This is a genomic window from Achromobacter sp. FW305-C-30-7, assembly GCF_058783105.1.
Genome location: NZ_JBYSYI010000003.1, coordinates 359,648 through 378,825, shown reverse-complemented (window position 1 = coordinate 378,825; position 19,178 = coordinate 359,648). Strand labels below are relative to the sequence as shown.

Sequence of the window (19,178 nt, the reverse complement as noted above, 5' to 3'; positions counted from 1 at the left end):
GGCCCGCCCATAGAGCGGCATCCCCAACCAGATCCGAGGGCCGCGATGAATCCTATCTCCCCCGACAGCCAGAACCTGCAGCGCGAGCATGCCGCGCTGCTGGCCGCCTACGGCCAGGCGCAAGCGCATTGCAGCCGTCTGCTGGCGGCGCAGGCGGCGCGCATTCTGTATCTGGAGAGCGAGGCCATGCGCTTGTGCGCGGCCGTCATCCTGCGCGACACCGCGCTGGCCTGGGCGCGTGAAGACCGCAAGGCGCTGGAGACCTCCATTCCCGGCTTGCCACGGCGGGTGGCGCTCGCCCGCAGCGTGGCCCAGTTGATGGAACGGGTGCAGACCCTGATGCGCGAGCGCCTGGCCTGGCAGGGGCGGGCGGGCGCCGCCGCGCGCGAACTGGAAACGCTCACCGAGCCGCCCGCTTGGCGGCCTGCGCCTTCCACGGTCGTGCTGCATGAAAAAGCGGTGCTATGCGTGGGCGAGGATGCCGTCGCCCTGGCGCTGACCCGCAAGATGGTCGAACTGGCCGGCGGACGCTATCTCGGCCATGACGGCAGCGCGGATACCGACGGCAATACGCTGGAAGCCAGCCTGGTCGCCGCGGACCTGGTGATCTGCCAGACCGGTTGCGTGAGCCACGGCGCTTACTGGCGTGTCAAGGACCATTGCACCCGCACCGGCAAGCAATGCGTGCTGGTCGACAAGCCCGAGGCCTTGCAGGCGCTGCGGCTGGAACGCGAACCGCTGAAGACGGGCGGCTGAACCCGCCGGCGCCGCCTGGCGACCCGTAGCGTCGGGTTACGTAGCGTTTCGGCTGCGCGGCCGCTCCCGCAATACAGTCGGGGGCAAAGGGGCCGACATGCTGACCAAGCGAGACCAAGTGGCGCTACCCTGGACGGACACGCTTGCCCGCCTGGAGGACGAGCGCATCATGTTGCAGCGCATAGCCGCCGGCATGCCCCTGGCCGAGGTTCTGGAACATGTGCTGCATGCCATCGAGGCGCAATCCAGCTTGGACCTGCGCACCGCCATCGCGCTGGTGGACGAGTCCGGCGGCTTCCTGCTGCACGGTGCCGCACCCAGCCTGCCGAAGGCATATAACGCGGCGGTCCACAGGGCGGTCATCGGCCCCGGCTCGGCGTCATGGGGCGAGGCGGCCTACACCGGCAGTCCGGTCTACGTGGAAGATATCGCCTTGAATCCGGGCTGGGAACGCTGGCGGGACCTGGCCCTGGCACACGGTTTGCGGGCCTGCTGGTCTACGCCGATCAAGGCGCCCGACGGGCGCCTGCTGGGTGTTTTCTCCAACTACTACGGCGTTGCGCGCTCACCCTCGGCCCACGATATCGATGCGATCGCGCTGGTCACGCGCAGCGCCGCCCTGGCGATAGAACGTCATCTGACGGAACTGGCGTTGCGCCAGAGCGGCGAACGTTGGCGCGCCATGTTCGCCGGCATGCAGGAGGCGTTCTTTCTCAGCGAGGCGTTGCGCGACGACGCTGGCCGCATCGTCGATTTCCGCTTCCTGGAAGTGAACCCCGCATTCGAGCGGCAGACAGGCATGAAGGAGGGCGACACTCTGGGCCATACGTTGCGAGAGATGATTCCCGGCGTGCCAGGGCAGATCATGGACACGTTCGCCCAGGTGGTGGATAGCGGCGAACCGACGCAGTTCGAATTCATGGTGCCCGCACCGAAGGAAGCCTGGTACGAGGCCCGCGCGCGCAAGGATGGACCCGGCAGGATGATGGCGCTGTTCCTGGACGTGACGGCGCGCAAGAGGGCGGAAGCCGAACTGTGGGAAGGACAGCACCGCAAGAACTACCTGGCCGCGCTCGGTGACCGCATGCGCGAGCTGCATTGCCAGGAGGATATCGAGCGGGCCGCCTGCGAAGGCTTGTGCCAGCATCTGGCGCTGGCCCAGGTTGCGGTGCTGGATGGGGAAGGCGAGGGCCAGGGGCCTGTCATCTCCTCATCGTGGCCCCCTGGCGCAGAGCTGCTGGGTCAGCCGCCGCACCCGCTCGATGCCTTGGGTGACGACTACCATGCGGCGTTACGCCAGGGACGCACGACCTACCTGGCACCGCTGCTGGGAGAAGCCGGCGGCGAGATCCGTCCCTGGGCCATCGTGGCGCCGCTGCGGCGCTGGGGCAGGCAGAGGGGCGCCGTGCTGGCCTGTCCCTCGTCGGGTAGTCGCCTCAAGGGCAGCGATATCGCGTTTATCGAGGATGTGGCGGAACGCATGTGCGGCGCCGTCGAGCGGTCGCAGTACGCGCGCACCCTGGAGCAGCGTGTCGAGGATGCAATCGCCGAGCGGGACCGGATCTGGCGCCTGTCTCCGGAATTGCTGGCGGTGGTCGACCGGCAAGGGCGCTTCGTCAGCGTCAATCCCGCGGTACGCGTCATCCTGGGCTGGACGCCGGAACAGTTCATGTCGATGGAACTACCCGAACTGGTCCATTCCGACGATCTGGCCGCAACCCTGGGGGCCTGGAGTTGGGCCTCGGTGGACATGGGGCCCAGGCCCGCCGCCAGGCACCTGGAAAACCGCATGCTCAAGCGTGACGGCAGCTATTGCTGGATAACCTGGAGCATGTCCTGGGCCCAGGACAGCCTTTACGTGGCGGGGCGCGACGACAGCGACCTGAAGCTGCAAGCGGAAGCCTTGCGCGATACCGAGAATGCCTTGCGCCAGTCGCAGAAGATGGAAGCGGTGGGGCGCCTGACCGGTGGCATCGCCCACGACTTCAACAACATGCTGCAAGGGATTTCCGGCGCGCTGTACCTGGTGCAGCGCAAGATCACGGCGGGCGCGCCCGAGCAGGCCTTGCGTTTCGTTGATGTCGCCATGGATTCGGCCAACCGGGCGGCTCATCTGACGCAGCGGCTGCTGACCTTTTCGCGGCGCCAGCCCATCGACCCCAAGCCGTTCTGCGTGGCCTCCGCGCTGCAATCCATGGTTGCCCTGTTCCACCGCTACACCGCCGAACGCGTGGCGCTGCGGCTGGACCTGCGGCAGGAATTGTGGACGGTCTGCTGCGACAAGAACCAGTTCGAGAACGCCATGCTGAATCTGGTGATCAACGCCTGCGATGCCATGCCCAACGGCGGCACGTTGACGGTTGCCGCACGCAATGTGGAACCGGGCGATCCCCAGCTATTGCAGTCCGTCGGCGCGCATTCGGGACGGTTCGTGGAAGTCGCCGTGACGGACGTAGGCTGCGGCATGCCGCCGGACGTGCTGGCACACGCTTTCGATCCGTTTTTCACCACCAAGCCCATGGGCCAGGGCACTGGCCTGGGCCTGTCCATGATCTATGGCTTCGCCAAGCAGGCGGGCGGCGCGGCCGGCCTGGAGAGCACGGTGGACGTAGGCACCACGGTCAGGCTGTTCCTGCCGCGCCACGATGGCGCGCCCGAAAGCGTGCAGAACGGCGAACGCCCGGCAGTGGCGGCTGCTGGCGCGGCGCGCAAGGAAGTCGTGCTGGTGGTGGAGGACGACGCGAACGTTCGCGAGATGGTATGCGAATGCCTGGCCGAACTCGGCCTGGATGTGCTGGCCGCGGCTGACGGCGAGGCCGGGCTTGAGCTGTTGCAGTCCGCGCGCGGCATCGACCTTCTGGTGACCGACGTCGGACTGCCCGGGCTCAATGGCCGGCAATTGGCGGACGCCGCCCGCGTGACGCGTCCCGGCCTGCGCGTATTGCTGATGACGGGGTACGCCGAAAGCGCGGCGCGCGGCCAGGGCTTTCTGGGACAGGGGCTGGAACTGATCGTGAAGCCCTTTCGGCTGGACAAGCTGTCCGAGCGCGTGCAGGGCATGCTGGACAGCGCGCCGGGCGGCGGCAGCCAGGGCGTCTAGCGCTTGTCCGCTCCATGGCGCGCCTTGCGCGGGCCTAATGGCGGCGGCGCAATTCCGCAGGCGGCATGCGTAGTTGGCCGCGATACTTCGATACCGTGCGTCGCGCCAGCAGGATGCCGTTCGCGGCCAATTGCTGGGTCAGCGCAACGTCGGACAGCGGCATGGCCGGATCCTCGGCCTCGACCATTTCCTTGATCAGGGCGCGTACCGCCGTGGCGGAGCAGGAGCCGCCGGTATCGGTGGCCAGTTCGCGTGAAAAGAAGTGACGGAATTCGAAGACGCCGCGCGGCGTCACCATGTACTTGCCGACGGTTGCGCGCGATACCGTGGACTCATGCATGTCCAGGTCGTCGGCCACTTCGCGCAGCATCAGAGGCCGCAAGGCAACGTCGCCGTATTCGAAGAAGGTCTGCTGGCGTTTGACGATGGCTTCGGCGACGCGCTGGATGGTGACATAGCGCTGTTCGACGTTGCGCACCAGCCAGCGGGCTTCCTGGAGCTCTTGCGCCATGGGGCTGCGGTCGTCCAGGCGGGCGCGCCGGAACAGTTCGGCATAGGTCTGGTGCAGCCGGGCCTGGGGCATGGCGTTGCGGTTGGGCAGCACGCGCCAGCGCGATTGCCACTTGTCGACGAACACGTCGGGCACGACGTAGACAGGCGCTTCGGCGCTGTAGCGGCCGCCCGGCTTGGGGTCCAGGCTGCGGATCAGCGCGCAGGCCTCGCGCAACGCGTCCTCGGAGCAGCCCAACTGTTGGCGCAGGCCGGTGCAATCGTTGCGCGCGAGCCGGTCGAGCTGCTCGCGCACGATGCGCAAGGCCAGAGCCCGCAACTCGTCGCCGATGCCGGCGGCCGCCGCCAATTGCAGTGACAGGCATTCGCACAGGTTGCGCGCGGCCAGTCCTGGAGCGTCCAGCTGCTGGACCAGACGCAGCGCAGTCATCCATTCGCCCTCTTCGGGGACGGTGTCGGCGTCGCGCTGCGCGTCGCCCCACAGGCTTGCCAGCGGCACGCGCAGGTAGCCGTCATCGTCAAGCGCATCGATGATGAACTCCGTCAACAAGCGGTCGCGTGGCGCCAGTTGATAGTTGCCCAGTTCCAGCGACAGGCGCTGGCTCATTGAAAGCGTCGAAGCGGCCCAAAGCCCTTGGTCGCGTTCCTGGCCGTCGCCCTGGCCGCGCGTCGGATAGTCGCCGGAGTAGGCGGGCGCGTCAGGCAGGGGCGGCTCGGCCTGCGGCGCGGGGTCTGGCGCGGCAGGATCGCCGGCGTCGGCGGCGGGAGGAAAGACCGCCATGGCAGGGCTCTGTTCAGCCTCCTGCTCATCGGCGTCTTCCAGGAACGGATTGCTGGCCAGGGCCTGCTCGACCGCGGTGGTGAATTCCAGCGCGGTCATCTGCAACAGCTTGACGGATTGCTGCAGTCGCGGCGCCAGCGTCATCTGCTGGCGCAGGCGCAATTCTTGCGTGGGGTAGACCAATCGAGTCTCCTGGACAGCGGCTGCCGATGGGCAGCCCATCCAGAAACTTAAGCAAAGACCGTGCCAAGTCCCGCAGCGGGCAGGGCGGGGGAATCGTGTCCGCCCGCTGCCTCAGTATTACAAGGCGCCGGTAAGAAATGCCGCCCGGTTCACGGAAATCAGGGGCCGACGCTGTCCTGCCCGTCCTTCTCGTAGCCGTCCAGACGGTTGTAGAGCGTCTTCAGGCTGAGCCCCAGCGTCTCGGCGGCAATGCGCTTGTCGCCCGAGTGATGCGCCAGGGTCGCGAGTATGAACGCCCGCTGCGCCTCGTCCAGCGGCATGCCGACGGGGAATGTCAGTGCGCCATTGCTGATGGTGGCCCGCGGCTCGTCGCGGGAGCGGGGCAGCAGGTCGGCCGCCAGCACGTCGTCCGCCAGGATGTAGGCGCGCTGCACTGCATTGCGCAGTTCACGCACGTTGCCGGGCCAATCGTGCCGGGAGATCGCTTCCAGCATGCCGGGGCTGAAGGTTTTCTGGGTGCCATGCGCCGTATTCAGGGTGTCCAGGAACCAGTGCGCCAGCACCATCGCGTCGTCGCCACGTTCTCGCAGGGGCGGCACGCGCAGCGGGATCACCAGCAGGCGGTGGAGGAAGTCCTGGCGCAGACGGCCTTCGGCGACCGAGGCGAGAGGATCGCGGTTGCTGGCGCAGATGATGCGCACGTTGGCGCGCAGCAGATCGGAGCCGCCTACGCGCTGGTAGGTGCCGGCCTCGAGCACGCGCAGGAAATTCACCTGCAGGTCTGGCGGCATTTCAGTCACTTCGTCCAGGAACAGCGTCCCGCCGCTGGCATATTCGAAGTAGCCCGCGTTCTGGGCCACCGCGCCGGTGAAGCTGCCTTTCTCATGGCCGAATAGTTCAGCGTGCGCCAGGCTGCCGCTGATGGCGCCGCAGTTGACGGCGACAAAGGGCTGCGCGCGGCGCTCGCTCGCGTCGTGGATGGCGCGCGCGACGATTTCCTTGCCGGTGCCGCTTTCGCCCACGATGAAGACGCTGGCGTCGGTGGCGGCTGCCAGCTGCAGCTGCGCGCCCAGCTTCTGCATCACGGGGGAAAGGCCAGATACATCCATGAGTACGCCCGGAGGCGCGGACGCCGTTACGCGCGCGGCGTTGGGGGTGCGATTCGCCATGCTGATTCCTTGGCCCGGCCCGGGGCCATGCGCATCCGACCATGCTAGAGGGACACAGCGGTCCGGGATGCGACGATTTGCAAGCATACGAAAACGTTGATGGAAAGTATCGAACATTTACCCCGCTGCCGGCCGTTGTCGCTATGCTCAGTAGCTGAGCGCAACATTCGCGATACGGAGTAGGCATGCCCCATTTGCTGATCGTTGACGACGACCCCACGATACGCGAAACCCTGGCCGAAATCGGCCGCGAGAACGGGTTTTCCGTGGCGCTGGCCGCGAGCGTCAAGGACGCGCTGATCCAGCTCGAACGGCACGCGCCCGACTTGGTGCTGACGGATATCCGCCTGCCCGAAGGCAGCGGCATGGACATCTTCAAGAACGAGGCTGCCGCCAGCGCCGAGGTCGTGGTGATGACCGGACACGGTACCGTGGACAACGCGGTCCAGGCGCTGCGCCTGGGAGCGACCGACTACCTCGTCAAGCCCATCTGCATGGAACGCCTGAATGGCATCTTCGCGCGCGTAAGCGCGAACTCAGGCAGCGACCCTGCGGGCGCGCCATTCGAGGAACCGGGGCGCTATGGCAGGATGTACGGCGCATCCCCCTGCATGCAGGATGTCTACCGCCAGATCGGCCGCGTGGCGCCCACCAACGTTACGACCTTGCTGATCGGCGAGAGCGGCACAGGCAAGGAACTGGCCGCGCACGCCATCCATGAACTCAGCGCGCGCCGCCAGCGCCCGCTGATCGCGGTGAACTGCGGGGCGATCTCGCCCAATCTGATCGAAAGCGAAATGTTCGGGCACGAGCGCGGCAGCTTCACTGGCGCCGACCGCCAGCACAAAGGCTACTTCGAGCGCGCCGACGGCGGCACCCTGTTCCTGGACGAGGTGACCGAAATGCCGCTGGATCTGCAGGTGAAGCTGCTGCGCGTGCTGGAAACGGGGCAGTTCATGCGGGTGGGCACCAATCGGGAGATCGCTTGCGACATCCGGATTGTCGCCGCCACCAACCGGGATCCCGAGCAGGCGGTCAGGGAAGGCAAGTTGCGCGAAGATCTCTACTACCGTCTGAGCGTCTTCCCCATCAAGCTGCCCGCGCTGCGCGAACGCGGCGACGACATCCTGTTCCTCGCCAACCGCTTCCTGCAAGGGCTGAACCAGGAGGCGGGCAAGAACAAGCAATTCTCGCCGCGCGCAGTGGCGGCGCTGCAGCAGTACGGGTGGCCCGGCAATGTACGGGAACTCAAGAACTACGTGCGCCGCGCCTTCATCATGGCGGAAGGCGACACGCTGGAGGTGGACATGCTGACGCCGCGGGTGTCGCCGACCGGCGAGGGCGCAGGCGGCCAAGTGAGCGTGCCCGTCGGGGAAACGCTGGCGGAAGCGGACCGGCGCCTGATCCTGGCCACGCTCGAACGTTGCAACGGCGTGAAGAAGCAGGCCGCCGCAGTGCTCGGCATCAGCCCCAAGACGCTGTACAACCGGCTGGAGGAATACGCCGCGGCGGACGCGGATGCGCCCGCCGCGGCGTCTGCCGGGAAGCAGGACCGGTCCTGACTTCATTTGCCGTACCGCGTTTTCAGGTCCGCCATGCAGGCGTCCTTGGCGTTGCCGGACATGCCGTCGCATTTCTCCTTGCCTACCTTGTAGTCGGCGTCGTTGCGCGTCTTGGCCGCGTCATGCGAGGCCTCGGCCTTTTCCTTGCCGGCCTTGGCATCGGCCCGGGCCTTGTCGCGCGTGGCTTCGGCCTGCTGCTGGCAGACGTCCTTCTGATTGCCCTTCATGCCGTCGCAGCGCTTCTTGTCCAGCTTGTACTGGTCGTCGATCTGCTCGTTGCTGCGAACCGCAGTGGCGCCGCCTTGCATGGTTTGCGCCGGGGCCTGAAAGGCCAGGGCCGAGAGACTCAGGGCGACGGCGGGGAGAACGACTCGGGACAGATTCATGGCTGACTCCTTGGATGGGGCCCGGCATCGTCCGGGCCTGACCTCATGCGCAAGCAAGCGGCGTGCCCGGGCCGGCCGGGCACGCCGCTTGCTCGGTGGCTGACGGCGGGCGATGCCGATGCGCGGCGCCCGCGGCATCCATTGAACGAGACGGGGATACGAATATGGAAACCAAGCGGACAGACAACGCGAAAGCGGATCCGGAACATGCCAAGGCCAATGCGCCGCGCACGGAAACCGAAGCCGCCCATCGCAGCGGCCAGTTCGGCACGGACAAGCCCGGTTTCGGCAAGCCGCCCGCCGCGCCCAAGCGCGAATCGGACAAGAAACCCAATGACAAGGGCGCCGAGTACGAGGAAGGCGGGCAGTATCCGGGCAAGCGTCCCGGCACGGCGTGACCGTCTTCCGGTGTGCTCATTCCGGTTGTTCGCCCAGCCTGAAAAGCAGCACCACGCTGTATAGCGCGGCCAGACCGATCAAGCCATAGACACTGCGGGTGGCAGCGGCCGAGGGCAGTATCTTGGCGAACACGTCCAGATCGACCGCGGCGATCAGGCCGGTGTTCAGGCCGCCTGCCACCACTGCGATCAATGCCGACCAGTCCAGAATGGACAGGCCGCGGGTTTCGGGCAGCATCGGCGGTGGCGCCGATTCGTCTTCCAGCTCGGAGAAATCTTCATTGTTGCCGGGCATGTCCATGGGGATGTCCTTTGCGCAGGATGCGGGTGGGGCGGAACTGCGGGCGGACTGCCTTTGCCGGCTGGGCCAGGCCGCTTGCCACGCCCACAGCAAGCACCGTGCCCGGCGCGGGCATGGCAGTTGCTGTCCATAAGGTGAATTACGGCCGGACTATCGTTGCGGGAGCCCGATATGAAGAAGACAACTTGGCTGTGCGGCATCGTCGCGATTTGCCTGCTGATCGCGCCAGGCGTGCTGGGCGGTGTGCGGGCGCAGGAATTGGCGGAGCCGGAGGCGCGCTTCCTGCAGGCCGCGGCGGGTTCGGGGATGTTCGAGGCGGAGGCTGCGGAACTGGCGAAAAAGCGCGCCGGCGACGGCGACGTCAAGGCGTTCGCTGCGAAGATGCTGGAGCAGCATCGCGCCATGAATGCCGAACTCAAGACCCTGGCGGCGAGCAAACAGGTGAAGCTGCCTACCGAACCCTCTGAGCCCGATCGCGGCACGTTGGAACAACTGAGCAACAGGAGCGGAGCGGACTTCGATGCGCTTTACATCGAAAAGGCCGCCGTGGACGCGCACACGATGGCCAACCGTCTGTTCGAGACTGCTGCGCGCGAGTCCAAGGACCCGCAGGTGCGAGAGTTCGCTGCGCGCTCCCTGCCCATGCTGGCCCAGCATCTGGCCATGGCCCGCAAGCTGCAGGGCACTGCGCCGGCCGACCCTGACAAGATCCAGCCCGCCGTCAAGGGAGAGGCGCCCGCCGTCTCGCCAGCGTCCCGGGAAGCGCCCGCGTCGATAGCGCCGCCGAAGTAAGGGGACGCTCAGCGCCGGACAAGCCTCAGTCGCCGGCGCTGCCGGTAATGGGAAGCACGATGCCGGTGATATAGCTGGCGCATACGGGCGAGGCCAGGAAGACGTAGGCCGGGGAAATTTCCTCGGGTTGCGCCGGGCGTCCGAAGTCGGTGTGCTTGCCAAATTCCTTGATCTTTTCAGGACTTTGGTCGGCGGGATTCAAGGGAGTCCATACGGGTCCTGGAGCCACTGCGTTCACGCGCACCCCTTTGCCGGCAAGATTGGCGGCCAGCGATCGGGTGAATGCATGGATCGCGCCCTTGGTGGTGGAGTAGTCCAGCAGCTTGGCGCTGCCGCGCAGGCCCGTGACCGATCCCGTATTGATGATGGACGCGCCGGCGTGCAGGTGCGGCAGCGCCGCGCGGGCCATCTGGAAATAGCCGGTGATGTTGGTGCGCAGCGTCTTATCCCACTTTTCGTCGCTGATCTCGGGCAGGGTGTCCGTGTGCTGCTGATAGGCGGCGTTGTTCACCAGCACATCGAGTTTGCCGTACGCGCGGATCGTCTGTTCCACCGCCTGCTCGCAGAACGCCGGATCCTGCACGTCGCCGGGGATCAGCTCGCAGCGCCTGCCTTCGCTCTCCACGGCGCGCCGGGTGTCTTCGGCGTCTTCCTGTTCATTAAGATAGACCACCGCCACGTCGGCGCCTTCGCGCGCATACAGCAGACAAACGGCGCGGCCTATGCCGGAATCGCCGCCCGTCACCAGGGCCACCATGCCATCGAGCTTGCCGCTGCCCTTGTACTGCGGCGCCTGGTACTGGGGCTTGAGCACCATGTCAGCTTCCTGGCCCGGCTTGTCCAGATGCTGAGCCGGCATGGGTGGTGTGGGATGCGGACGGGCGCCGGTGTCGGCTTGATCAGGCTTGCTCATGGGGTTCTCCTGGCGGGCAGGCGCGGCACGCGCCTTGCCCATTGCCAAGCAAATGGCATGCCCGGGCGGTCCGCGATCTGGACTACTGCCGTCCCACCACCACGCCAAACAGGAAAGCCGCGCCCGCCACCAGGCCGATCGCCTGCCAGGGCCGGGCGTGGATGTATTCCTCGGTGCAGTCTATGGTTTCGCGCATCAGGTCGCTGGCGTTGTCGGAAGCGTCGCGCAGGCTGCGCCGCGTGGCGCGCAACTGCTCGGACAGGCGCGCCTTGAGTGCTTCCATGTCGGTTGCGGCGGTGTCGCTGAGCGTGGCTTCCAGATCGTCGATCCAGGCTTCAGGGTGCCGTGAGCGTCGGTGCGCGCCGCGGTTGTCCGGGCCGTTCTCCGGAAAATCGGAGGGCAGGGGGGTGTGGGTAGAGGCCATCGGTAGCTCCTGGCAGTCGGGCGGAAAGTGCGCCGGCGCGGCCGGCCCGGACGGCCGCGCGGCGGGTCGGAAGGTTTCAGGCCTCCAGCATGTCGCGGCAGGCCAGCGTGCAGCCCAGGCATGCGCCTGCGCAAACCTGGCAATGCTCGGCCTCGTGCGACGAACACTCGCGCGCGCAGGCGTCGCACATCAGTGCGCACAAGGTGCACTGGGCAGTGGCGAACTCGCCATCGCGCGCCAGCATGGCCGCACATAGCCGGCACACCGCGGCGCAATCCGTGCACAGCGCGATGCAACGCTGCATCTGCGCGGGGCTCTCCTGCAAGCAGGCGGAGGCGCATATATCGCAGGCGACCGCGCATTCGTAGCAGGCTTGCACACATTGCTCGAAATTTGGATCTCGCATTGCATCTCCTTGTGATGCCCGGTACGCGCCGCAACCGGCATGCCTGGCCCGAAGGCCACATCCGCTTGCAATTTGAAGCCTGCCGGCGATGACCCTTGCAGCCTGCCGCCGTAGCATCGGGAGGAATGCTCCCCTTGGGGAGCGACCCCAGGAGCCACGCATGAAACCAGCACCCGTACCTGGATCCGCGAAGCCGGTGCGTGCCGGCAAGCAGCCGGAAGACAACGCTAAGATACTGCCGCCGCGTTCTGCCGTCGATGTTCCGCGCAGACCGGATAAACCAGACGCCTCGACCCCGGACGAGGCCGCGCGCGACAAGCGCGTCGTGGCCGATACGCGCACCGAGTCGAACTGGGCTGACGGTTCCGCGCCGCAGCCGCAGGCCAAGAATGCGCGCTCATCGATCCTTTGATTCCTGAGCGGCCGGCGCCGCCGCAGCGGCCTGCGCCGCCGCAGCGGCCTGCGCCCGCAAAAAGGCCAGCAGGCGGCGTTCGTCCGGGTGCAGGCCGCGGGGCGCTTGCGGCGCGGCCGCGGCTGGTGGCAACGCGCCCTCCAGATAGGCGGCCAGAATGGCCGGGTGCACATAGCAGGCCCGGCACACGGCCGGCGTATTGGCCAGACGCCGCGCCACCTGTTTGACCACTTCCACCACGTTCTTCTGAGCCTGGGCAGCGTCGTCGGCGGGACAGCTCTGCAACGCCGCATACGCCATGACGGAACCTGCCCAGGTCCGGTAGTGCTTCGCCGTGAAGTCGCCCCGGCCCGCCGCGCGCAGATAGGCATTGACCGCGCCAGAGTCCACCGGATGGCTGCCGCCATCCTCGTCCAGGTACTGGAAAAGCTGCTGGCCGGGGATGTCCAGGCAGCGCTTGATGACGCGCGCCACGCGCCGGTCCGCGGCGCTGACGTCGTGGCTTACGCCGCTCTTGCCCTGGAAGCGGAAACGGAAGCGGTCGCCGCTGACGCTGGCGTGACGGCGCTTGAGGGTGGTCAAGCCATAGGACTTGTTGGCCCGGGCGTATTCGCGCGCGCCGATGCGCACCAGGGTTGCCTCCAGCAGCCGCACCAGTACGGCTATCACCTTGTTCTGGGATAAACCGGGGGTGCGCAGATCGCGTTCGACCTGGCGCCGGATGCGCGGCAGCGTCCGCGCAAAATCCGCAAGGCTTTGGTACTTGCTCGCGTCGCGCACCGCAGTCCAGTCCGGGTGGTAGCGGTACTGCTTGCGGCCGCGCGCGTCGCGCCCGGTGGCCTGCAGGTGCCCAAGCGGAGACGGGCAGATCCATACCTGCTCATAGGCCGGCGGTATCGCCAGGGCATCGATGCGCTTGATCTCCCGCGCACTGCGTATCCGCTTGCCGCGCGCGTCCAGGTAGTGGAAGGCGTGGCCGTTGATGCGGGCTCGCGTGTAGCCTGCGCGGCTGTCGTCGTAATAGACCAGTGCCGCGCCGCCGGACCTGCGGGGCGCTTGGGAGCTTGAGTTCATGTCGTCGGCGCCAGCCAAGGGGGACATGGGCGCTGGCATCAGCATGCGGCGTGCCCGTGCCGGTCATGCGGGCTGGCCCGGGCACGCGGCTTGCTGATGGAGGAATGGATTTTCCCCGGAGACAGCCATGCACATCGCGTACTCGTATTACCTGCACGTTCCGCCCAAGCCAGATCCGATACCGCCGGGTTCGCCTCCCGGGGACCTGCCGGTGGATCCGGATACCGACGAGCCGGACGTCGACCTGCCGCCCTTGTCGCCGCCGGGCAAGGAGATCACGCCGCCCAGCCCCTGACGCGGGCAACGGGATTCCACAGACCCCAACAAGAACCGAGGAGTCGCCATGTCGACCATCCTGCTGATTATCCTGATCCTTTTGCTGGTCGGCGCCGTGCCGGCCTGGCCCCATAGCCGTGGCTGGGGCTATTACCCCAGCGGCATACTGGGCATATTGCTGATCGTCCTGATCGTGATGCTGCTGACCGGACGGCTGTAGCGGGGCCGGTCCACATTAGCGCGAGCCGTGTCGGGCGGCTCGCGCACCGGTTCCGTCGCCGGGCGGCCGCCTGGCGGACGGCGGCTGGCGCGCGTCACGGCCCAGGCGTAACATCGCCGGGTTTTTATGCAGCCCCCGCGATGCGCGGCATTCCCGACATGACCATCCCCTTGCTTGTCCTGATTGAAAGCGTGCAGGACTATCTGCCCGAAATCGAAGCGCGCGGCTTTCGCGCTATTTTTGCGCCTACCGACGCGTCGCGCGCCCAGGCGATCCGCGACCATGGCCATGAGATCCGCATCGTGCTCACGCGCGGCGCCACCGGCTTGCGCGCGGCGGAAATGGCGGCGATGCCGAAACTGGAGATCGCCTGCTCCCTGGGCGTGGGCCATGAAAACATCGATCTGGCCGCGGCGGCCGCGCGCGGCATCGTGGTGACCAACGGTCCGGGCGCCAACGCAGTGTCGGTGGCGGACCATGCCATGGCGCTGCTGCTGGGCGCGGCGCGGCGCTTGCCGCAGGCCGATGCTTCGGTGCGTCAAGGCCATTGGAGCGGCTTCATGGGGCCGCAGGTCTCGGGCAAGCGCCTGGGCATCCTGGGGCTGGGCACCATAGGCCTGGAAATCGCCCGGCGCGGCGCCCTGGGCTTCGGCATGAGCGTGGGTTATTACAGCCGCAGCGTCCGCCCGGAATCCGGCTATGCCTATTTCGATAGCCCGCGCGCGCTGGCCGCGGCGTCGGACTTCCTGGTGGTGGCGACGCCGGGCGGGGCGGGCACGCGCCACCTGGTGGACGCCCAGGTACTGGAAGCGCTGGGACCCGAAGGGTATCTGGTGAACATCGCGCGCGGCAGCGTGGTCGACACGCAGGCGCTGATCGCGGCCCTGGCCGGGCGCCGCATTGCGGGCGCGGGCCTGGACGTGGTGGACGGCGAGCCCGACGTGCCCAAGGCGCTCATCGAGCTCGACAACGTGGTGTTGACGCCGCATAGTGCGGGCCGCTCACCGGAGGCGGTGCATGCCACCGTGGCGCTGTTCCTGGACAATGCCACGGCGCACTTCGCCGGCAGGCCGGTACTGACCCCCGTGCGCGGGGGCTAGCAGCCTGACGCTAGTGGGAGAACACGATCGGCACGGTCATGCTCTTCAGGATGGACGCGGTGGCGCCGCCCAGCGCCCACTGGCGCAGCTTGCTATGGCCGTAGGCGCCCATGACGATCAGGTCCGCGCTATGGTCGGCAGCGGCATTCAGGATGGTGCTGCCCACGCCGACGCCCTTGATGTCGCGGCGCACGTGCTCGGGCGCCGGCATGCCTTGCGCGACGCAGTAGGTCGCCAGGTCCTCGAACGGCGCTTCATGCTTGGGGCTGGCGGCGCCTTCGTTCATGGTCAGCACGGTCATATGCGTAGCCAGGCGCAGGATCGGCGCGGCATCGGCCAGCGCGCGGGCGGCTTCGCGGCTGCCGTCCCAGCAGCACAGCACGCGGTCGCCGATGACCGGGAATTCGCCGCTGGACGGAATCGCCAGCACCGGCCGGCCCGCCGTCAATAGCGTCTGCTCGACGAATTCGATTTCGTGCGCGGCTTCGACGTCTTCGCGATTCTCCTGGCTGACCACGATCAGGTCGGTGGTGCGGCCGAGCAGCGCCACGGTCTCGCTGGGCGAGGAGGTGCCAGCGCGCATGAAGGCGGGAACGTCCGCCTCGGCGGCAGCCTCCAGAAAGGCGGTTTCCACCGCATCGCGGTTTTGCGCGTGCAGTTCCTTGATGATGCCTAGCGAACGCGACATGAGCACGGATTCGCCGTAGTAGTACTGCGGCGGGGCGGCGTTGGCGTAGATGCCGACCAGCTCGGCCTTGTGGCGCTTGGCCAGGGCCAGGGCAGCTTCAATGCGGCGTCTGCAGTCGAATCCGTGATCGAGGTGGACGGAAATGCGGCGATACATGGAGGCCTCCTTGTTTAAGCGTGCCATGTGTCTATGGTTACGCTTTTCGGCCATTTCGCCCTTGATGCGCGTCAAGCCCGCGGCAGTTCGCCGGGGCCAGCGCAAACGGGCCGGCTAGGCCGAGGGCTGTGCCCGTTCCACGCGTTCGCGCAGCTGGCGCAACTGGCGCGCTTGCTGCGCGATGCGTTCCAGTGGCCCCGCGAGTTCCGGATAGCCGGCAGCGACTGCGGCGGGCACGGCCAATTGCCGGCCCCCCGACTCCGGCGCGGGCTCCTGCGGATGCAGCGCGTGCGCCAGCACCGCGCCATACTCGGCTAGCGCCTGGGCCGCGGGTGAGGCGGCGGGCAAAGCGGCTTGTATCTCCAGCACGGTGCCGGCGGCCGTGACGCGGCGCATTGCGTTCAGCAGGTTTTCCGCCGTGCCTACGTTGCGGTCGCGATGGACCGGGTTCTGTTGCAGGCGCTGCAAGGAGGCCTGCGCGTTGTCGGCCGACAGGCAGGCCATGCGACGGCGCGCCACGATGTCGTGCCCCGCGCGGGCATCGCCGCTTTTTTCACGGACCAGGGCACGCACGTAGGCGGCATGGCGTTCCAGCGCCAGGCTGAGCGCGCCCGCCAGTTGGCGCGGCTCTTTTTCAGGCCAGACCAGAAAGCCCACCAGTAGCGCCAGGATCCCGCCCAGCACGCTGTTGAAGGCGCGCAGGGCGGCGAGCATGGGCTCCTGAATATCCGGCTGCTGGATATGGGTGACCAGCACGAACTGCGACGTCAGGAAGAACGTGAACAGCGCGTAATGGATGGTGCGCGCGGCGAACGTGCCCAGCGCGATGGGCAACACCGCCAGGGCCACGGACAGGGGGGTGCTGAGGAACAGCCCGAGCAGAGAGGCGCCAATGGCGCCCGCCACGCTGCCGGCCACGCGTTCCAACGTGCGCTGCCAGGTGGTGGCAAAGTAGGGCTGCAGAATGAAGACCAGCGTCAGCGACATCCAGTAGCCGTGGTTGACGGCAAAGGATTTGGACAGGGCCACCGCGATGGTGGCGCCCACGCCTACGCGCAGTGCGTGGCGCAGGGCGTCGGATTCGAAACTCAGATTCTGGCGCAATGCGCGCCAAGCGTCTTGCGTGCGGCTGGTAGCGCGGCGGTCGCGCGCTGGCGCCACGGGCGCATCGCCCTGGTCGAACAGCGACTGCGTCACGGCCTGCGCGGTGTGCAGCAAGCGGTCCAGCACCGGCACCATGGTAGCCAGTTCGGGCGCACGGGCCATGGCGCCGCCGCGCAGTTCGTGCAGACCGGAACCGTAGTGGTCCAGCCGATCCCGCAGGCACTGTGCCTGCTTGGCGTCGTTGAGGTCCGAGGTGCTGGCGATGGCATTGCACAGGCTGGCATAACGATGCAGCGCGTGGGAAAGATGGGCGCCGGCGCCGCGGCCCAGCCATTGCGGCGCATTCGATTCCAGCAGGTCGGCCGCGGCCACCAGCGCGATGAAGCTGTCCTCGGCGGTGTCCAGCAGGTACAGCAACTGCTGCGCGCGGGCGCGGCGCGAGGGCCGCGCGTCCTGCACTTCGCGGATGCGCGTCCGGGCGGCTTCGAGGGCGGCGCGCTGGGCGCTGCGCTGCGGACGCGTGACGGCGCTCCAGGCCTGGGGGCTGGCCGCCGGCGTCAGTCCGGAATACATGCGGGCCAGCGCATCGGCGAAATCCGCCAGACCGCGATAGCAATGCGCGACGGCATGGGTGGCATCCTTCCAGGGCCGCCTGCGCCATACCAGCGCGGTCATCAGGATGGCCCAGGCCGCCCCGGCGAGGAAGAACAGCGTGTACGACAGACTCTCCGACCAGGTCGGCGCGGGCAGTTCGGCTGCCACCACGAAGCCGGCCGACAGCAGGGTGCCGACGATGGCCGCAGCCGGTCCCAACACGCGCAACAGGCCGCCGAAGGTACAGCACGCAAAGGTCAATGGCAGCAGCAGCCACAGGTGGGCGGCGCTGACGCTGGCCAGGAAGCAAAACAGCGCGCCGATCAGCCCCAGCGCCAGCATCGCGCCGGCGCGCTGCCGCAGCGGGCCGCCCGGGTCGCCGAAGCAGGCCCAGAACGCCGCGATGGCGCTCCAGCCCAGGCGCGGTTCATGCGCCAGCACAGCCAGGATGACGGGCGCGGCGCTGATGGCCGCAGCTTGCAGGGCGTCCAGCCACAGGACGTTGCGCAAGGAGGCGCGGCAACGGGAAAACAGGTTCTTCACGCTAGGAGTACAGCAGCGGAGGTGGGCCCGGCAGGGCGAAGGACGCCAACCCTACCATGTCGACAAGGCATTTCGGCGAGGGGCGGCCGGGGCGCCGGAGATTGCGGCCTTGTTCATGAATCCGAGCAGCTTAATACGTCTGGATACATATATGTGACTTTGCCGCCGCAGGAGCGCAGAATTGCCTGGAACAAAGTCTGGAAATGGCATACAAAAAGCGCTGTAGCTGGGAATACTCAGTCCAATGTGCCTCTTTCTGCGCCCGGACAGCGCAGGTTAACGCCCAGGGGCGCGCAAGGAGTGTCGACATGACGTCGAATCACGAGGCTTCCACAGACTCGGTGGCGAGCGACGACGAGATCGCCGCCATGATCACCGGCAAGGATGGCCTGCGCATGTTGTTGCAGCCGCAGGTGGACTTGCTGACGGGCAGGATCGTATCCGCCGAAGCGCTGGCGCGCTGGCGGCATCGGCGGCTGGGCATCATCATGCCGTCCGAATTCATCCCTGCGGTCAACCGCCTGGGGCTGGATAAGATGCTGTTCGAGCGCGTCTGCCTGCGGGTGATAGACATGCTGCTGACCATGCGGCGCGCCGGCATCGCGATTCCCGTGGCCATCAATGCGCCTGCCTCCACCTTGTCGGACGAGGCCGCCGTCGACTTCCTGCTGGACCGCATCTACGCGGCGGAACTGCCGGCGTCGCTGGTGCGGGTGGAACTGACCGAAGACCAGCCCATCCGTGAACTCGACGTGCTGCGCGCGACGCTGCTGAAGCTCGAAAACGCGGGCTGTGAAGTCAGTCTGGACGATTTCGGCACCGGCCATGCGTCGTTGAAGCTGCTGTCGGCGCTGCCGCTATCGGAAGTCAAGATCGACCAGTATTTCGTGACGCGCATGCGCCGCAGCGCTGTCGCGTTCGAAGTGCTGCGCACCGCCGCCGAACTGGCCAACCGGTTGGGCCGCCGCGTGGTGGCCGAGGGCGTCGAAAACGTGGCGGATATTCCCGCCTTGCGCGCCGCCGGCTGCCGGTACGGGCAGGGCTTCGCGCTGGGCCGTCCCATGCCGCTGGACGAATTGATGGTCCGCCTGCGCACGCAGCGCGACCAGGGCGAGCCGCTGGCCGCGCCCGCCGCCTATACCTCGTCCTGGCTCGATACCTACGATGCCTCCCAGGAGGCGCAGTCCGCGCGCGGCAAACGGCACGTGGCCACGCAATAGCGCGGGCCACCAAGCGCAATTTTTACCGGCTGGACCGGACTTTACCCTCGGGCCTTGCGTCCCCCCCATGCTCGCCCGGTGCGAGGGCTGGGTCACCGGGGTTTGGGCAC

20 protein-coding genes are annotated in these 19,178 nt (G+C 67.4%); 10 read left to right on the top strand and 10 right to left on the bottom strand.

Features of this window, described 5'->3' with window-relative positions:
- Window positions 1-45: 45 nt before the first annotated feature.
- Together AC3WOB_RS12395 and AC3WOB_RS12390 are read left to right on the top strand one after the other, a co-directional pair.
- Complete coding sequence (locus tag AC3WOB_RS12395) at window positions 46-756, top strand: DUF2325 domain-containing protein (RefSeq protein ID WP_492275199.1); 711 nt, start codon at window positions 46-48, stop codon at window positions 754-756.
- A gap of 97 nt (window positions 757-853) precedes the next feature.
- The gene (locus AC3WOB_RS12390; protein ID WP_332014651.1) at window positions 854-3,856 is read left to right on the top strand and encodes a GAF domain-containing protein; all 3,003 of its coding nucleotides are present in this window, start codon (window positions 854-856) and stop codon (window positions 3,854-3,856) included.
- Window positions 3,857-3,890: 34 nt separating this feature from the next.
- On the opposite strand, the gene AC3WOB_RS12385 is transcribed toward AC3WOB_RS12390, so the two are convergent.
- Together AC3WOB_RS12385 and AC3WOB_RS12380 are read right to left on the bottom strand one after the other, a co-directional pair.
- Window positions 3,891-5,330 carry an RNA polymerase factor sigma-54 gene (locus tag AC3WOB_RS12385; protein WP_492275198.1) on the bottom strand — a complete coding sequence of 480 codons (1,440 nt, stop codon included), beginning with the start codon at window positions 5,328-5,330 and terminating at the stop codon, window positions 3,891-3,893.
- A gap of 158 nt (window positions 5,331-5,488) precedes the next feature.
- Window positions 5,489-6,499, bottom strand: coding sequence for a sigma-54 interaction domain-containing protein (locus AC3WOB_RS12380; RefSeq protein WP_492275197.1), 1,011 nt, complete (start codon window positions 6,497-6,499; stop codon window positions 5,489-5,491).
- Window positions 6,500-6,684: 185 nt separating this feature from the next.
- On the opposite strand from AC3WOB_RS12380, the gene AC3WOB_RS12375 reads away from it, so the two are divergent.
- A complete protein-coding gene (locus AC3WOB_RS12375; RefSeq protein ID WP_454694759.1) occupies window positions 6,685-8,061 on the top strand; it encodes a sigma-54-dependent transcriptional regulator in 1,377 nt (458 codons plus the stop codon).
- Window positions 8,062-8,063: 2 nt separating this feature from the next.
- On the opposite strand, the gene AC3WOB_RS12370 is transcribed toward AC3WOB_RS12375, so the two are convergent.
- Window positions 8,064-8,447, bottom strand: a complete 384-nt coding sequence (locus AC3WOB_RS12370; RefSeq protein ID WP_492275196.1) for a hypothetical protein — start codon at window positions 8,445-8,447, stop codon at window positions 8,064-8,066.
- Window positions 8,448-8,611: 164 nt separating this feature from the next.
- Here AC3WOB_RS12370 and AC3WOB_RS12365 point away from each other — a divergent pair, with 164 nt between their 5' ends.
- Complete coding sequence (locus AC3WOB_RS12365) at window positions 8,612-8,845, top strand: hypothetical protein (protein ID WP_013393897.1); 234 nt, start codon at window positions 8,612-8,614, stop codon at window positions 8,843-8,845.
- Window positions 8,846-8,861: 16 nt separating this feature from the next.
- Here the strand turns inward: AC3WOB_RS12365 and AC3WOB_RS12360 are convergent, their stop codons facing one another.
- On the bottom strand, window positions 8,862-9,146 hold the full coding sequence (locus AC3WOB_RS12360) for a DUF378 domain-containing protein (RefSeq protein WP_492275195.1): 285 nt from the start codon (window positions 9,144-9,146) through the stop codon (window positions 8,862-8,864).
- A 171-nt stretch (window positions 9,147-9,317) separates the two neighbouring features.
- Here AC3WOB_RS12360 and AC3WOB_RS12355 point away from each other — a divergent pair, with 171 nt between their 5' ends.
- Window positions 9,318-9,938, top strand: a complete 621-nt coding sequence (locus AC3WOB_RS12355; RefSeq protein WP_492275194.1) for a DUF4142 domain-containing protein — start codon at window positions 9,318-9,320, stop codon at window positions 9,936-9,938.
- Between the two features lie 25 nt (window positions 9,939-9,963).
- Here the strand turns inward: AC3WOB_RS12355 and AC3WOB_RS12350 are convergent, their stop codons facing one another.
- From AC3WOB_RS12350 to AC3WOB_RS12340, 3 genes are all read right to left on the bottom strand, one after another.
- Complete coding sequence (locus AC3WOB_RS12350; protein WP_492275193.1) at window positions 9,964-10,851, bottom strand: SDR family oxidoreductase; 888 nt, start codon at window positions 10,849-10,851, stop codon at window positions 9,964-9,966.
- Between the two features lie 82 nt (window positions 10,852-10,933).
- The gene (locus AC3WOB_RS12345) at window positions 10,934-11,275 is read right to left on the bottom strand and encodes an ElaB/YgaM/YqjD family protein (protein WP_013393892.1); all 342 of its coding nucleotides are present in this window, start codon (window positions 11,273-11,275) and stop codon (window positions 10,934-10,936) included.
- Window positions 11,276-11,351: 76 nt separating this feature from the next.
- The gene (locus AC3WOB_RS12340) at window positions 11,352-11,681 is read right to left on the bottom strand and encodes a four-helix bundle copper-binding protein (RefSeq protein WP_013393891.1); all 330 of its coding nucleotides are present in this window, start codon (window positions 11,679-11,681) and stop codon (window positions 11,352-11,354) included.
- A 160-nt stretch (window positions 11,682-11,841) separates the two neighbouring features.
- On the opposite strand from AC3WOB_RS12340, the gene AC3WOB_RS12335 reads away from it, so the two are divergent.
- A complete protein-coding gene (locus tag AC3WOB_RS12335) occupies window positions 11,842-12,093 on the top strand; it encodes a hypothetical protein (protein ID WP_492275192.1) in 252 nt (83 codons plus the stop codon).
- On the opposite strand, the gene AC3WOB_RS12330 is transcribed toward AC3WOB_RS12335, so the two are convergent.
- Complete coding sequence (locus tag AC3WOB_RS12330; RefSeq protein ID WP_492275191.1) at window positions 12,079-13,167, bottom strand: DNA topoisomerase IB; 1,089 nt, start codon at window positions 13,165-13,167, stop codon at window positions 12,079-12,081. The genes AC3WOB_RS12335 and AC3WOB_RS12330 overlap by 15 nt on opposite strands.
- Window positions 13,168-13,294: 127 nt before the next feature.
- Between AC3WOB_RS12330 and AC3WOB_RS12325 the strand changes: the two genes are divergently transcribed.
- The 3 genes from AC3WOB_RS12325 to AC3WOB_RS12315 all read left to right on the top strand — a co-directional run bounded on the left by AC3WOB_RS12325 (window position 13,295) and on the right by AC3WOB_RS12315 (window position 14,763).
- Entirely contained in the window at window positions 13,295-13,462 is a 168-nt protein-coding gene (locus tag AC3WOB_RS12325; protein WP_013393888.1) for a hypothetical protein, read from the top strand.
- 48 nt (window positions 13,463-13,510) lie between these two features.
- The gene (locus tag AC3WOB_RS12320; protein WP_013393887.1) at window positions 13,511-13,663 is read left to right on the top strand and encodes a DUF3309 family protein; all 153 of its coding nucleotides are present in this window, start codon (window positions 13,511-13,513) and stop codon (window positions 13,661-13,663) included.
- 158 nt (window positions 13,664-13,821) lie between these two features.
- Window positions 13,822-14,763, top strand: coding sequence for a 2-hydroxyacid dehydrogenase (locus AC3WOB_RS12315; RefSeq protein WP_492275350.1), 942 nt, complete (start codon window positions 13,822-13,824; stop codon window positions 14,761-14,763).
- A gap of 10 nt (window positions 14,764-14,773) precedes the next feature.
- Here the strand turns inward: AC3WOB_RS12315 and AC3WOB_RS12310 are convergent, their stop codons facing one another.
- The gene (locus tag AC3WOB_RS12310; RefSeq protein ID WP_492275190.1) at window positions 14,774-15,607 is read right to left on the bottom strand and encodes a universal stress protein; all 834 of its coding nucleotides are present in this window, start codon (window positions 15,605-15,607) and stop codon (window positions 14,774-14,776) included.
- A gap of 114 nt (window positions 15,608-15,721) precedes the next feature.
- Entirely contained in the window at window positions 15,722-17,848 is a 2,127-nt protein-coding gene (locus tag AC3WOB_RS12305) for an FUSC family protein (protein WP_492275189.1), read from the bottom strand.
- A gap of 308 nt (window positions 17,849-18,156) precedes the next feature.
- Here AC3WOB_RS12305 and AC3WOB_RS12300 point away from each other — a divergent pair, with 308 nt between their 5' ends.
- The gene (locus AC3WOB_RS12300) at window positions 18,157-19,068 is read left to right on the top strand and encodes an EAL domain-containing protein (RefSeq protein WP_013393883.1); all 912 of its coding nucleotides are present in this window, start codon (window positions 18,157-18,159) and stop codon (window positions 19,066-19,068) included.
- Window positions 19,069-19,178 lie beyond the last annotated feature (110 nt).

Coding starts and splice junctions, on each gene's coding strand:
- AC3WOB_RS12395 (WP_492275199.1), top strand. CDS start 46: ATGAATCCTATCTCCCCCGACAGCCAGAACCTGCAGCGCGAGCATGCC.
- AC3WOB_RS12390 (WP_332014651.1), top strand. CDS start 854: ATGCTGACCAAGCGAGACCAAGTGGCGCTACCCTGGACGGACACGCTT.
- AC3WOB_RS12380 (WP_492275197.1), bottom strand. CDS start 6,499: ATGGCGAATCGCACCCCCAACGCCGCGCGCGTAACGGCGTCCGCGCCT.
- AC3WOB_RS12375 (WP_454694759.1), top strand. CDS start 6,685: ATGCCCCATTTGCTGATCGTTGACGACGACCCCACGATACGCGAAACC.
- AC3WOB_RS12370 (WP_492275196.1), bottom strand. CDS start 8,447: ATGAATCTGTCCCGAGTCGTTCTCCCCGCCGTCGCCCTGAGTCTCTCG.
- AC3WOB_RS12365 (WP_013393897.1), top strand. CDS start 8,612: ATGGAAACCAAGCGGACAGACAACGCGAAAGCGGATCCGGAACATGCC.
- AC3WOB_RS12360 (WP_492275195.1), bottom strand. CDS start 9,146: ATGGACATGCCCGGCAACAATGAAGATTTCTCCGAGCTGGAAGACGAA.
- AC3WOB_RS12355 (WP_492275194.1), top strand. CDS start 9,318: ATGAAGAAGACAACTTGGCTGTGCGGCATCGTCGCGATTTGCCTGCTG.
- AC3WOB_RS12350 (WP_492275193.1), bottom strand. CDS start 10,851: ATGAGCAAGCCTGATCAAGCCGACACCGGCGCCCGTCCGCATCCCACA.
- AC3WOB_RS12345 (WP_013393892.1), bottom strand. CDS start 11,275: ATGGCCTCTACCCACACCCCCCTGCCCTCCGATTTTCCGGAGAACGGC.
- AC3WOB_RS12340 (WP_013393891.1), bottom strand. CDS start 11,681: ATGCGAGATCCAAATTTCGAGCAATGTGTGCAAGCCTGCTACGAATGC.
- AC3WOB_RS12335 (WP_492275192.1), top strand. CDS start 11,842: ATGAAACCAGCACCCGTACCTGGATCCGCGAAGCCGGTGCGTGCCGGC.
- AC3WOB_RS12330 (WP_492275191.1), bottom strand. CDS start 13,167: ATGAACTCAAGCTCCCAAGCGCCCCGCAGGTCCGGCGGCGCGGCACTG.
- AC3WOB_RS12325 (WP_013393888.1), top strand. CDS start 13,295: ATGCACATCGCGTACTCGTATTACCTGCACGTTCCGCCCAAGCCAGAT.
- AC3WOB_RS12320 (WP_013393887.1), top strand. CDS start 13,511: ATGTCGACCATCCTGCTGATTATCCTGATCCTTTTGCTGGTCGGCGCC.
- AC3WOB_RS12315 (WP_492275350.1), top strand. CDS start 13,822: ATGACCATCCCCTTGCTTGTCCTGATTGAAAGCGTGCAGGACTATCTG.
- AC3WOB_RS12310 (WP_492275190.1), bottom strand. CDS start 15,607: ATGTATCGCCGCATTTCCGTCCACCTCGATCACGGATTCGACTGCAGA.
- AC3WOB_RS12300 (WP_013393883.1), top strand. CDS start 18,157: ATGACGTCGAATCACGAGGCTTCCACAGACTCGGTGGCGAGCGACGAC.